This window comes from Snodgrassella sp. B3800, assembly GCF_026535865.1.
In the GTDB taxonomy this organism is placed as follows: domain Bacteria; phylum Pseudomonadota; class Gammaproteobacteria; order Burkholderiales; family Neisseriaceae; genus Snodgrassella; species Snodgrassella alvi_E.
Map to the genome: position 1 here is coordinate 222,021 of NZ_JAFNPH010000004.1, position 13,313 is coordinate 235,333.

A 13,313-nucleotide genomic window follows, 5' to 3' on the forward strand; every position below is an offset into this window, starting at 1 on the left:
ACAGAAATTGAGTAACTGAATTTCTGAAATGGACAAACAATTGATTTTCTTTATTCAACTACAGGCATTTGTATCTGTGCCCGAGCAAAAGCTATAGGCTTTTCAATTCGGCTTTGCCACATGGTTGCGGTGACCTGTGAAATGTGCTTACCTGCATGAATGATCTCACATCGGGCATAACTGTCCTCCGGCCTGCCACTTAGTAAATAATCAGTTGAATAGTCAATAATTCGGGCTGGTGAAGAAAGATTTAGCTCTTCCATCACATGTAAATTTATACAGCTTTGTAAAAAACCACCAATTAAGCCGCCATGTAATGCCATCTGTATAAAATCACCTATATGGTCTTGAGAAAAAGGTAGACAATATATTCGTCTATTTTCGCTATCTGTACCGATTTTTAGATTAATGGCTTTGCTGTAAGGCATCAACTCATAAGCTCTTCTTTTCAATTCTGCGTCATAATTAATTGTGGCTCTTTTTAATTCGGATCGCTCATTTTTGAGCTGTTTCACTGTTACCTGTAGCTCTGAAAGGGATATTAGTCTGTGAACAAAGGTAGCCATGCCCAGCGCAAATGGTTGGGTTTCATCTTCTTGATAGCAATGGCTGCGTATATAGGCGATCTGTCCTTCGGTTTTGTAACAATGTGCACGTGCGTGAATAGCTTGTCCGGGTACAGGTTGTTTCAGGTAATCGATTCGCATATCTAATGTTGCTATAGATTCAAACCGTTCGAACTGGGAGGCAAGAGTACAGGCTGAAGCCATATCTACTAGCGTCGTAATAACACCACCATGGATATTGCTACTTTCTTTGTTTTCCAGCAGTTCATCTCTCCAGTCAACAGAGATGACAGGTTCATCGGATGTGCATTCACCATAAATTTTTAGCCAACGGCAATGAGGTAAATCCAGACAAGTATTAAAAGCGGTATTAAATATAGTAGGGTTGACAGCCATGACTTTATCCAGATATATAAATTTATTTATATTAGGGTTTTTCAATAAACTTGTCACTATGTGACTGGTCTCTGATGTGGCGCTTAATTGTCAGTAGATTCATTACTGACAGCTCTAATTGATATCGGATCATCTGTTTGTTGCTGAGTAATGTACACCAAACCTTCTTTTGCGAGCTCCAGCAGTGCAATGAATGTGGTAACGACCAAAGCCAAACTATCATTACGGCAGAAAAGTTCGGTGAAACAACATTGCTGCCGAGTTTGCAGGTGTCGCAAAACCATGCTCATCTGGGCACGTACTGACAGGGTTTCTTTAATTACATTATGGCTGCGATTGTGCTGTGAACGCGCCAGAATCGCTAACCATGCGCGGGTTAAATCAGCCACCTGTACCTGAGGTGGCTGAGTGACGGCAATGAGTTCTACTGGTAGCCATGCCCAGCCGAAATCTCGTCCAGAACGAGGTAAGGCATCGAGTCCGGCTGCGGCCAGTTTCATCTGTTCATAAGCAAGCAGGCGGCGAACCAGTTCTGCGCGCGGGTCAGTAATTTCTTCTTCCGCGGCCGGTGGAGCAGGAAGGAGCAGGCGAGTTTTGATTTCAATCAGCACCGCTGCCATTAGCAGATATTCAGCCGTTAAATCTAGCTCATGCTGCTCCATCTGCTGAATGTATGAGAGATACTGTTCGGTTATGGTGAGCATTGGAATATCGAGAACGTCGATATTTTGTTTTCGGATCAAATATAACAATAAATCCAGCGGTCCCTCGAAGCTTTGTAAAACTACTTGTAATGCATCGGGTGGGATAAACAAATCCTGAGGAATTTCAGTGACAGCTTGTCCGAATAAAATGGCAACAGTGTGTTCTGCTGGGTTAACGGTATTCATGCTTGAGCTCAGGTATGTCTGCATAGATGATCAAGACACGCCTGTGCACAACGCAGGCCGAAACTGGCTGTGACCACCATGGAAGCACCATATCCAGCGCAGGAAAGCCCCTGTGGAGCGCTTGATTCTGTCTGGCAGCTACCTGCTTGTGGCGGAGTAATATTTTCGCTCGAATAAATGCAGGGTATGTGCATCTTGTCTGCCGGCTGGTGACTGAAACCATGCCGTTTGCGCAAGGTGTAACGCATACTGGCCAGCATGCGGTCATTAGTTACACGGCTTAAATCGGCACTTTGAATTAGGGCGGCATTTTTCTGTCCGCCGGCGCCACCGGAAACAATAAATGGTTGGTGCTGTGCGATAAAGTAAGTAGCCATGGCTGCCTTGACACGCACCTGATCAATAGCATCAATAACAAAATCAAAGGGTTGTTTAAATATCTGGCTAATATTGTCAACCTCGACGAAATCTTCGATGCAGTTAACCTGACAATCGGGATTAATGTCGGCAATGCGTTCGGCCAGTGCTTCTACTTTTGGCTTGCCAATCAGGCTGATTAAAGCCGGTAGCTGTCGGTTGATGTTGGATTCAGCTACGTTGTCCAAATCAATCAGTGTAAGAGAGCCGATACCACTGCGTGCCAATGCTTCTGCAGCCCATGAGCCAACGCCACCGAGACCAACAATGCATATATGTGCAGAGGCGAATCGTTGTAAGGAGTCTTCGCCGTATAATCGTGCAATACCACCGAAGCGGCGCTGATAATTTACTGAGGAATGGAACATCTGCGACACGTAGTAAAATCCAAAAAGCCGTTTTTAGCAGGTAGTGGTATTATACTGTATCTGCCTGATGATTCGAATTGCAAAAACGATAAGGAGAGTTTCATGTACAAACATTTACTTGTGGCGGTGGATGGCAGCCATACTTCAGAAAATGCTCTGGAGCATGCTATTGGACTGGCTAAAAGTGAAGAAGCAGAATTAACAGTGGTAAATGTGGCCAATCCGACTGAATATATGGCGCTGGCACCTGAGTTTCTGCAGCATGAAAGTTACGAAGCGGCTGCATTGTCTGAAGGGAATACTGTTCTGGACGATGCGGTAAATAAGGCTTTGAAACAATTGCCGCAGGACAGAGTACACCGCCATTTGCTGATAGCTAATAAAGGAGCAAAGGAAATGGCTCAGATGCTGGTGGATTATGCTGACGAAAAAAGTAGTGATCTAATTATTTTAGGTACACATGGACGCAGTGGTCTAATGCATTTGCTTATGGGTAGTTTTGCTGAAACAGTGATGCGTGAAACTAATTTGCCGCTCTTGATTATCCGAAGTGATACTAATGGGGAAGGTTAAAGGCTAACGCTGGTTTATTCAGAAATTGAGAATGGATATATTATCCTTTAAATGAAGCTGAATCTGGGGTGGTACGGATTCGGCTTTTTATTTTGTAATATTGTGCTGAGGATGAAAATAAAACTGCACCCATTTTTTATTAAGGGTGCAGTGGTAATGTGAGGACTCAGACTAAATTAACGAATGAATTTTTTGTGAATTTCTCGAAATTGTGGATTATTGGCTGAACCTAGCCATTCAAATGCTATCATTTCTCGGCTAACTATATTGCATCCATTAGACTGCATGCGAGACAGACCCAGCTCCAGATCACGTTGACGGCGAGAACCTATGGCATCGGCTACAACAAATACTTCATATCCTTGCGAACGTAGGTCCAGAGCTGTTTGTAATACACAAATATGCGCTTCTATACCGGATATGACAATCTGGCTTGCATTTTGCAGATTATCAGCTGTAAGTACACCAGCAGAATATACAGAAAAGCTTTGTTTTTGTACAATTTTAGCCTGCGGCGCAGCGGTAATGATTTCTTCACGGGTAGAGCCAATTTTATCGACACAGTGTTCGCTTATGATGGTTGGAATGGCCATATCATTTGCCAATTCGGCCAGCCATACATTGCTGTTTAGTAGTTCATCGGTGTTGCTGATGGCTGGCAGCAAGCGTGTCTGTAAATCAATCATTAATACGGCGGAGCGTTTGCGGTCTAACAACATAATTTGCTTTCCCAAGGGTTGAGTAATTTACACGATAATTATGCATTATTTATAGGTAGCGGAAAGTAAGTACGGGTTAAGGCTGGCAAGGCTGGTAAGTGCCAGCAGGTTACCGTGCCGGTACGGTACCCATACGTTCTGTCAGCGTGGTACGCGGTTCGCCAAAAAGGTTGGCATAATAAGTGGTATTGGCCATAACATTTTTGACGTAGGTACGGGTTTCGTCAAATGGAATAGTTTCGGCATAAATGGCCCCTTCCAGAGGTGTATTTGCCTGCCATCGGCGAGCGCGGCTAGGTCCGGCATTGTAGCCGGTGGTGGTGAGCACTTCATCGCCAAACTGTTTGCGTACATTGCCCATATACCAAGTTCCCATACGGATATTGCCGCGCATGGTATACAGCTCATTACTATCCATACCTAGCCGGCTGGCGATGTCACGGGCTGTAGCCGGCATCACTTGCATCAGGCCGGCTGCACCAACGTTGGAGCGGGCGCCGATCATAAAGCGGCTTTCCTGACGGATTAAGCCATATACCCACGCAGGGTCTATACCGGCTTCTTGAGCAAATGGTACGGCGAGCTCTTTAAATGGCGCCGGATAACGCAATTCGTAGTTGAGGAGGTTATCCGCTTTGTCTGCACTGTAAATTCCCATTTCATAAAAACCATTGTTTTCTGCAAGGGTGGCAGCTGCGATTTGGGTGTCGTCGTTGAAGTTACGTGTAGCATAACGCCATTCTTGCTGAGCCAGTCGGCGCATTGGCCAGTTATTTTCTGCTTGTGCGGTTTTAAATAATGTCAGCGCACGGTGGATATTACCGTCAGCTGCTATTCTGTTCTGAACTTGCTGGCTGCTTTTGCCCACAGTGCTGCTGGTGTTGGCTTTGCTGCCCAAAGCTTCTTTAGCTAGCAACGCATAAAAATTATGTCCGCGTTGAGCTGTTTTTTGGAATATGGCGTTCGCCTGACTATTTTGCCCCAATGAGCGGTAACTGCGAGCCAGCCAATATTGCCACGTAACTTGCTGCTGTAGCGCTGTTGGCATGCTGAGGATGATGCTATTAAGTTTTTGCCAGCGCTGCAGACGCAGTGCTGAGCGAGCATACCATTCCCACATTTCGTTATTCATCTGTGATGGGGTGGCTCGGTCAAAATAATTCAGAGCTTTAGCAGAATTGAGACTATTTGCTTGAGCCAAGCCCAATTGCGCCCAGCCGAAGCCAATTTGTTCTTTGGTGAGACTGGCTGATAGTTGCTCTAGGGTGCTAGCGGCACTGTCTTTGTTACGATTATCCTTATTGATAACTTGATACAGTAAAGCTTCTTGTGCGCCCTGACTTCCACCGGTGCTGCTGCCCAACGGATCTGGTAAGGGACTGCCTAAAGCTTGAGCTAAATTACGTGCATTAGTAATTTGATTCAGTGCCAACAGGTTGCGTACACGTCGCCACCCATTTTGGGCACTAATTTGTTGGCGTGCAGCAGCCTGTTCAAGCCAGCGATTGCATCCTAATGGCAGATTGCCAGATTCCATGCTCAAACTGGCTAATAACTCATTGTCATTATCTATGCCTGCTTGTGCGGCATAGCACCGTGTTTCCATATCGCGGAAATTTTTATCCAGAAAATCATATTGCTGGCGGAATACTGTCCAGTTGCCACGTTTACCTAACTGCTGTAACCAACTATTGCGTATGCTATTGCTCATGGCGCTGTCTGGCTGATGAGCCAGAAACTGAGCCGGTAAAATATCATCGCCATTTTTGGCTGCTTTAAGAGCATTTTGATATTGCTGAAAACTGCTGATGACTTTGTCCGGTGCTTCAGTGGCTTGCGTACCCGGCAGGATGGCTTGACCACTGTTTTTGTTGATGGGCTGGAGCGCGACTTCGTGCTGGTTGCTGCATGCGGTAAGGAGCAGCAAAGTGCCGGAAATGAGATGCTGTTGGTTAGTCAGTTTTGCTTTTAGCATCTTTAAGTGTTTAATCAATTTTTTTCCTTCAAATTTTCTCAAGTTGTATTTTATTTTTTCCAGTAAGCAGGGGTAAACAAGATAAAGACGGTAAATATTTCCAGACGTCCGAGCAGCATGATGATGATGCATAACCACTTCTGAAGGTCTGAAAGAAAAGCAAAGTTATTGGCTGGACCCACAGTACCCAGCCCAGGGCCAGCATTGGTGATACAGCTGATTGCGGCTGTCAGGGCAGACAGAAAATCCATTCCACTCATCATCAAGGCAAAGCTGAATAATATAATGGTGATTACGTACACAAACACAAAGGCCATCACTGTTAAAGCCCGCCGGTCGGGAATATGGCTGCCGTTAATTTTAACCATACTTACCGCATTGGGATGCAGCATCAGCAACATTTCGCGCAAACTGAATTTAAAGAGTACAAGCGCACGCACTGTTTTAATACCACCGCCGGCTGATCCGCCGTTAGAAAGTATGTTGGCCAGAAAAAACATCCATAAGGAGGCGATTAATGGCCATTTGGCAAAATCAGTATCGGAATAGCCATTTGCCAGCCCGATAGATATTAAATTGAAAGCCGTGTATCGAAATGCTTCACCTAGCGAATAAAAACTGTGCCACCACAAATACAAGCTGATGCCAATGATGCTGAACAACAAAACAAATAATAGTACACGGACTTCTTCATCACGCCAGTAATAACGTAATGATTTTTTTTGTAGCGCATTAAAATGATTAGTGAAATTAATAGCACCTAGTATGGTAGCAATGCTAAGAATAATTTCAATCGGTACAGAATTAAAATAGGAAATGCTGTTGTCGTGTGTAGAGAAACCACCAAGGGAAAAAGCTGACATGGCGTGACAAACCGCATCAAACCAGCTCATGCCGGCCAGACGTAAGGCCAGCAATGTAACAAAGGTAAATAATACATAAACGCTCCATAAGCGTTTGGCCGTTTCTGAAATACGTGGTGCCATTTTGCTGTCTTTGTTTACACCCGGTATTTCTGCTTTAAATAATTGAGTTCCGCCTACGCCTAGCATCGGCATGACGGCTACGGCCAGCACAATAATCCCCATGCCGCCCAGCCAGTTGAGCATATGACGCCAGAAATTTAGTGACGGGGCAAGTGTATCCAGACTGGTGATGATGGTGGCACCTGTGGTGGTGAGACCGGAAATGGCTTCAAAATAGGCATTAGTAAAACCCAGTCCGGGCAAGTAGATATAAAAGGGTAGGCAGGCAATCAGGGCAAAGCCAATCCACAGCATGAAGACCAATGTATAGCCATCACGCGGTCGCAGCTCACGGTTATAGCGCATCGTCAGCAGCCAAGTCAGCGCACACACACTCATGCTAATAGCAGCCGTAACTGCAAATGCTGAAAACACATGATCCATGTACAGTAATGAGACTACCGTCGGTGCCAGTAGCAATAATGAGAATAAAAAACCGGTTTTGGCCACAATATGAGCGGTGGGCGCAATTTTGTTGACGAAACCTGATGCCTTATGATGCACAGTAAAGCGGTTGCTGAAATGGCTCATAACATGCTGCCTATGCAAAAAAGCCCAGTTTAACCTGAATCATTTTTTCTAGATCCTGCACCGCTTTGCGTCGAGCCACGAAAAAGATTACATGGTCTCCATCTTCTAGTACTGTATCCTGATGGTACATAGTGATATTTTCGTTACGTACTACCGCGCCAAAATAACACCCCGCGGGCAAACGTAATTGGAACATGGTGCGGCCGATAAGTTTAGAAGTATGGCGGTCACCGTGCAATACAACTTCAATGGCTTCTGCCGAACCGCGGCGTAATGGATACACTGCCATGATATCGCCCAAATGTACATGAGTCAGAATAGAACCAATAGTAATCAGATGCGGTGAAATTACAATATCGATAGCACTGCCCTGCAATAAATCCACGTAACTGGAACGATTGATAATGGCCATCACGCGTTTGGCACCGAGGTTTTTTGCCAACATGGCCGACATGATATTATTTTCATCATCGTTGGTCAGTGCACAAAATACATCGATTTCATCAATATATTCGTTTTCCAGTAGGCTTTCATCCGAAGCATTTCCTACCAGAACCAGCGAATTGTTGAGGTTTTCAGCAAGCCATTCTGCACGATTTTGTTTGCGTTCGATAATTTTAATATCTAATCTAGCTTCCAGCTGTTTAGCCACGCGGTAGCCAATATTGCCACCACCGGCAATCATAATGCGACGTGTCCGCTTGGTAACTGGGCGTAGTTCGCGCATAATGTTTTCCAAATAAGCAGTTGGCGTTAAAACAAAAACTTCATCACCTTCCTGCAGGATAGTGCTGCCAGTGGGAACCAGCAATCTGTTATTGCGGTAGATAGCGCAAATTTGGCAATCCACGCCTTCTTCCAAATGCTGTTTCAGTGCACTAATAGGTTGATTAATCAGCATACCACCATTTTGAGCGCGGATGACAAGTAAACGGATTTTGTCGTTGGCAAATCGCAGGATTTGTAAGGCACTAGAATGCAGTAGCAAATTAACTATCTGTTCGGTTACAAGTTGTTCAGGGCTAATGGCTTCGGTGATGTTAAATAAGTCTAAACTGGTTTTGTATTGATTGTTGCCTGTTTCAAATTCAACGAAATCACTGTAGCGTACTCTGGCAATACGATTTGGCGTATTGAAAAGCGCATAAGCAATTCGGCAGGCAGCCATATTGGTTTCATCATTTTGGGTCAGAGCCAGAATCATGTCAGCATCCTGAGCACCGGCTGTAGACAAGACAGACGGCCACGCGCCGTTGCCGACAATGGTTTGTACGTCTAGTCGCTGATTGATTTTCTGTAAAGCAGTTTCATTGACGTCAATAATAGTGACATCATTATTGGGCATTCTGGCCAGATTGCTGGCAATGGTCGAACCTACTTGTCCACAGCCTAAAATAAGGATTTTCACGTAATTTACATCATCTCTGTGGTAATCAATAGCATTGTAGCCTTTGTGGTGCCGCGTGCAAATATTGGTGTAAAACCGCGACACAAGTATAAAAAAGCTGGCTCTAATCATTTTGTTATATTTGTTCTGTTGCAAAGACGGATGTTACTAATAATTTGCTGAATATTATTAATTTTGATGGATAATCTGAGCCATTTATCTTTGTTTTTATTATATACGCATAAGTGTTGTTATGCGTACATGTTATAAGAGTGGTTTTAAAATTAAATAAACACCATATAATAAAACCATTTTTTACATTTATTACTGAATGTAGGACATTAAAAAGTGATATTTTTTCAACCAGTTGTATTACCGTGGATAAATCATGTATTCAATCAAACGGCAATCTAAACTAATTACACTGGCTGCCATGCTTATAGCTGTAAGTGGATGTGCGCAGGTGGCTGATGTGATGGGCTATGACACCCAAACTCTTAATAGCAGTGCGGCCAAAAGCTATACTCAGATGATAGGTAAGGCTAAAGCAGAAGGGGTGATTGAAACCAACACACCTGTTGCCAGAAGGGTACGCAATGTATTTCAACGACTGGTACCTTACGCCAATCAAGCAAACACTACTGGAGTTCCTTTTGACTGGCAGCTTAATGTTATCCGTAGTGATGAAGCAAATGCTTTTGCCATGCCAGGCGGTAAAATGGTGGTGTATACAGGCATTGTTGATCGTCTGAATTTAACCGATGATGAAATTGCTGCGATTATTGGGCATGAAATGACACATGCATTGCAGGAGCACAGTAAAAAAGCTGCTGGCCAGCAAATTTTGACTAGCGTGGCATTGGAAGTAGGCAGTGCAGTGGTGCAATCTAAAACCGGTGCCAATGCAGATAATGTCGGTGTGTATAAAGATGTGCTAAGTCAATATGGCCTGACTTTACCTTTTTCCCGTTATCAGGAATCTCAGGCAGATGCAGGCGGTCTGAGGCTAATGGCACAGGCGGGCTACAACCCCAATGCTGCCATAACAGTATGGGAGAAAATGAATAAGGTTTTGGGCAATAATAATGGTACTAGCCTTTTGTCTACCCATCCGAGCAATAATGCACGCATTAGCTCTCTGAAAAAAATGCTGCCGGAAGTTATGCCGATTTATGAGCAGGCCAGACTAAATCAGCCGGCTTTGCAAAATCCTACCGGTCGCAGCCAGTATAGTCAGGCGGGCTCAAGCTTGCGCAAAAATGCCAGTGGTAAGAAGAGAAATCGTTTCTAAGATTTTTCAGAAAGTTTGAAATATTAAAATGGTGTAATCAATGTGAAATCACCATGATTGTATTCATTTTTATTACTCTATAGCAGCCTGTAACGGGCTGCTTTTATTTTAATCTTTACATTTTCTAATATTGACTACATCACACTACAAATTGTTTCAATCGCCCCTGTTTTCGGTTATCATTCATATTATTGCAGCAGTAATGCATAATAAATCTACAAGAAAAACTTAAAAAACCATTACATTAAGGATGTTCAAGATGTTAGAAGCCTACCGCGCAGCCGCCGCTGAACGTGAAGCACTGGGTATTCCGCCTCTGCCGCTAACAGCGAAGCAAACAGAAGAGTTGGTTGAATTACTAAAAAATCCTCCCAAAGGGGAAGAAAAATTTCTGGTTGATTTACTGTCACATCGAGTGCCGCCTGGTGTAGATGATGCTTCTAAGGTCAAAGCATCTTTTCTGGGTGCTATTGCGGAGAAAACCGTAAGTAGTCCATTAATCACGCCCGTGTTTGCGGTAGAGCTACTGGGTACCATGTTGGGTGGTTACAACGTTCAGCCTCTGATTGAGTTTCTGGATAATGAAGAGTTGGCGGCTACTGCGGCAAATGCTTTAAAACATACTTTGCTGATGTTTGATGCTTTCCACGACGTGGAAGAAAAAATGCGAGCCGGTAACCGGTATGCAAAAGAAGTAATAGAGTCATGGGCTAATGCTGAATGGTTTACTTCTCGTGAAAAAGTACCGGAAAAAATCACTGTTACCGTATTCAAAGTAGTGGGTGAAACCAATACTGACGATTTGTCACCGGCACCGGATGCATGGAGCCGGCCGGATATTCCGCTACATGCACTGGCTATGCTTAAAAATCCACGTGAAGGCATACATCCAGATAAACCAGGTGAAGTAGGCCCGATTAAACAATTAGCTGAGTTGAAAGCCAAGGGTAATCTGGTGGCTTACGTTGGTGATGTTGTAGGTACTGGCTCATCACGTAAATCAGCTACGAATTCTGTAATCTGGCATACCGGTCAAGATATTCCGTATGTACCGAATAAACGGTTTGGTGGAGTATGTTTAGGTGGCAAAATTGCGCCAATTTTCTTTAATACACAGGAAGATTCAGGTGCGTTACCGATTGAAGTAGATGTATCCAAACTCGACATGGGCGATGTAGTGGATATTCTGCCTTATGAAGGAAAAATAATCAAAAATGGCGAAACTGTCGCCGAATTTGAGCTCAAATCTCAGGTTATTCTAGATGAAGTACAGGCCGGTGGCCGCATTAATCTGATAATTGGCCGCGGTCTGACTGCAAAAGCTCGTGACGCATTAAGTCTGGGACATTCTGAAGTATTCCGCTTACCACAGGCTCCTGCACCGAGCACAGCTGGATTTAGTCTGGCACAAAAAATGGTTGGCCGTGCTTGCGGCTTGCCGGAAGGACAGGGTATTCGTCCGGGTACCTATTGTGAACCACGAATGACTACTGTCGGTTCGCAGGATACTACCGGCCCGATGACACGAGACGAACTGAAAGACCTGGCTTGTCTGGGCTTTAGTGCTGATTTGGTGATGCAATCTTTCTGTCATACCGCAGCCTATCCTAAACCAGTGGATGTCAAAACCCACAAGGAATTGCCAGTATTTATGTCTTCTCGTGGCGGTGTAGCTTTGCGTCCTGGTGACGGAATTATTCACTCATGGCTAAACCGGATGCTGTTGCCGGATATGGTGGGTACTGGCGGTGATTCACACACACGTTTCCCTCTGGGTATTTCTTTTCCTGCTGGATCTGGTTTGGTAGCATTTGCTGCGGCTACTGGCGTGATGCCATTGGATATGCCTGAATCCGTATTGGTACGCTTCTCAGGTAAAATGCAGCCGGGTATCACCCTGCGAGATTTGGTAAATGCCATTCCTTTGCAGGCTATAAAAGATGGACTTCTCACCGTAGCTAAAGCAGGTAAGAAGAATATTTTCTCCGGTCGTATTCTGGAAATTGAAGGTTTGCCGGATTTGAAAGTAGAGCAAGCATTCGAACTGACTGATGCTTCTGCGGAACGGTCTGCTGCCGGCTGTACAGTGAAACTGCATAAAGAGCCGATTGAAGAATATTTGAAATCCAATATAGTGCTCTTAAAAAATATGATTGCCGATGGCTATCAGGATGCCCGTACGCTGAAACGCCGTATTCAGAAAATGGAACAATGGTTGGCTGAACCGAAATTACTCGAAGCCGATGCGGATGCAGAATATGCTGCCATTATTGATATCAATATGGATGAAATCAAAGAGCCGATTCTAGCCTGCCCGAACGACCCTGATGATGTAAAAACTTTGTCTGATGTAGCAGGTACACATATTGATGAAGTATTTATTGGCTCCTGCATGACTAATATTGGTCATTATCGTGCAGCTTCTACTTTGTTAGACGGTAAAACAGATTTACCTGTACGTCTGTGGGTGGCTCCTCCGACCAAAATGGATGCCAAAGAACTTTCTGATGAAGGCTATTATGGTATCTTGGGTCGAGTAGGTGCGCGGATGGAAATGCCTGGCTGTTCTTTGTGTATGGGCAATCAGGCGCAGGCACGTGAAGGTTCTACTGTAGTTTCCACTTCGACTCGTAACTTTCCAAACCGATTAGGTAAGAATACGCAAGTTTATCTGAGCTCAGCAGAGCTGGCGGCAATTTGCTCTAAACTCGGACATATCCCGAACATCGATGAATATCGCGAAAATATTGCCATTATTAATGATAAAGGCATCGAAATTTATCGCTATATGAACTTTAATGAAATTCAGGATTATGTAGATGTAGCAGCCAAGGTAGATGCCTAATAACGGCATTTTATCAGTGGCTTAAAAAAGGACTACCGTAAAGGTAGTCCTTTTTTTAAATGGCGCTAAAAATTAAACATTAAGCTTTGGCTGCTGGATTACTTAAATTAGCCATCAACTAAGAAATTATATGAATTATTCAGCGGCTTACTGCTATAATTAATCACCTCATTCTAAGGTAATAATCAGAAAAAATCATATTTCAGCAGAAATTCCCTTTTTCACCGCCTATATAAATATTAATTGTATTAACCCACTGATAAATTATTTAGGTTGATAGTGGTTTTAATCTATGATGATAATCAATGCAGTTTCTCATAACAAAGGATA

At 44.0% G+C, this 13,313-nt stretch carries 10 protein-coding genes; 3 read left to right on the top strand and 7 right to left on the bottom strand.

From position 1 onward, the window contains the following. Window positions 1-50 precede the first annotated feature (50 nt). From J3U64_RS07800 to J3U64_RS07810, 3 genes are all read right to left on the bottom strand, one after another. Complete coding sequence (locus J3U64_RS07800; RefSeq protein WP_267408828.1) at window positions 51-962, bottom strand: PaaI family thioesterase; 912 nt, start codon at window positions 960-962, stop codon at window positions 51-53. Between the two features lie 83 nt (window positions 963-1,045). Then, entirely contained in the window at window positions 1,046-1,852 is an 807-nt protein-coding gene (locus J3U64_RS07805) for a segregation and condensation protein A (protein WP_267408829.1), read from the bottom strand. 8 nt (window positions 1,853-1,860) lie between these two features. Next, window positions 1,861-2,637, bottom strand: a complete 777-nt coding sequence (locus J3U64_RS07810) for a tRNA threonylcarbamoyladenosine dehydratase (protein WP_267408859.1) — start codon at window positions 2,635-2,637, stop codon at window positions 1,861-1,863. Window positions 2,638-2,739: 102 nt separating this feature from the next. Between J3U64_RS07810 and J3U64_RS07815 the strand changes: the two genes are divergently transcribed. Next, the gene (locus tag J3U64_RS07815) at window positions 2,740-3,210 is read left to right on the top strand and encodes a universal stress protein (protein ID WP_100141511.1); all 471 of its coding nucleotides are present in this window, start codon (window positions 2,740-2,742) and stop codon (window positions 3,208-3,210) included. A 176-nt stretch (window positions 3,211-3,386) separates the two neighbouring features. Here J3U64_RS07815 and J3U64_RS07820 read toward each other — a convergent pair whose 3' ends face one another. The 4 genes from J3U64_RS07820 to trkA form a co-directional block, all read right to left on the bottom strand. After that, window positions 3,387-3,929 carry an isochorismatase family protein gene (locus J3U64_RS07820; RefSeq protein WP_267403335.1) on the bottom strand — a complete coding sequence of 181 codons (543 nt, stop codon included), beginning with the start codon at window positions 3,927-3,929 and terminating at the stop codon, window positions 3,387-3,389. Window positions 3,930-4,038: 109 nt separating this feature from the next. Then, window positions 4,039-5,904 (bottom strand): transglycosylase SLT domain-containing protein, encoded by a 1,866-nt coding sequence (locus J3U64_RS07825; protein WP_416384989.1) that lies wholly within the window; start codon window positions 5,902-5,904, stop codon window positions 4,039-4,041. A gap of 50 nt (window positions 5,905-5,954) precedes the next feature. Then, window positions 5,955-7,460, bottom strand: a complete 1,506-nt coding sequence (locus J3U64_RS07830; protein WP_100152094.1) for a TrkH family potassium uptake protein — start codon at window positions 7,458-7,460, stop codon at window positions 5,955-5,957. A gap of 10 nt (window positions 7,461-7,470) precedes the next feature. Beyond that, the gene (gene trkA / locus J3U64_RS07835) at window positions 7,471-8,868 is read right to left on the bottom strand and encodes a Trk system potassium transporter TrkA (protein WP_267408831.1); all 1,398 of its coding nucleotides are present in this window, start codon (window positions 8,866-8,868) and stop codon (window positions 7,471-7,473) included. A gap of 367 nt (window positions 8,869-9,235) precedes the next feature. Between trkA and J3U64_RS07840 the strand changes: the two genes are divergently transcribed. Both J3U64_RS07840 and acnB read left to right on the top strand, forming a co-directional pair. Continuing rightward, on the top strand, window positions 9,236-10,138 hold the full coding sequence (locus tag J3U64_RS07840) for a M48 family metallopeptidase (protein ID WP_267408832.1): 903 nt from the start codon (window positions 9,236-9,238) through the stop codon (window positions 10,136-10,138). A gap of 259 nt (window positions 10,139-10,397) precedes the next feature. Further along, window positions 10,398-12,983 (top strand): bifunctional aconitate hydratase 2/2-methylisocitrate dehydratase, encoded by a 2,586-nt coding sequence (acnB, locus tag J3U64_RS07845; RefSeq protein ID WP_267408833.1) that lies wholly within the window; start codon window positions 10,398-10,400, stop codon window positions 12,981-12,983. The last annotated feature ends 330 nt before the right edge of the window (window positions 12,984-13,313 follow it).

What these genes read in the sequence shown, in the direction of transcription:
- J3U64_RS07825 (WP_416384989.1), bottom strand. Translation starts at nt 5,904, where the DNA reads ATGCTAAAAGCAAAACTGACTAACCAACAGCATCTCATTTCCGGCACT.
- J3U64_RS07810 (WP_267408859.1), bottom strand. Translation starts at nt 2,637, where the DNA reads ATGTTCCATTCCTCAGTAAATTATCAGCGCCGCTTCGGTGGTATTGCA.
- J3U64_RS07800 (WP_267408828.1), bottom strand. Translation starts at nt 962, where the DNA reads ATGGCTGTCAACCCTACTATATTTAATACCGCTTTTAATACTTGTCTG.
- J3U64_RS07815 (WP_100141511.1), top strand. Translation starts at nt 2,740, where the DNA reads ATGTACAAACATTTACTTGTGGCGGTGGATGGCAGCCATACTTCAGAA.
- acnB (WP_267408833.1), top strand. Translation starts at nt 10,398, where the DNA reads ATGTTAGAAGCCTACCGCGCAGCCGCCGCTGAACGTGAAGCACTGGGT.
- J3U64_RS07830 (WP_100152094.1), bottom strand. Translation starts at nt 7,460, where the DNA reads ATGAGCCATTTCAGCAACCGCTTTACTGTGCATCATAAGGCATCAGGT.
- J3U64_RS07840 (WP_267408832.1), top strand. Translation starts at nt 9,236, where the DNA reads ATGTATTCAATCAAACGGCAATCTAAACTAATTACACTGGCTGCCATG.
- J3U64_RS07805 (WP_267408829.1), bottom strand. Translation starts at nt 1,852, where the DNA reads ATGAATACCGTTAACCCAGCAGAACACACTGTTGCCATTTTATTCGGA.
- J3U64_RS07820 (WP_267403335.1), bottom strand. Translation starts at nt 3,929, where the DNA reads ATGTTGTTAGACCGCAAACGCTCCGCCGTATTAATGATTGATTTACAG.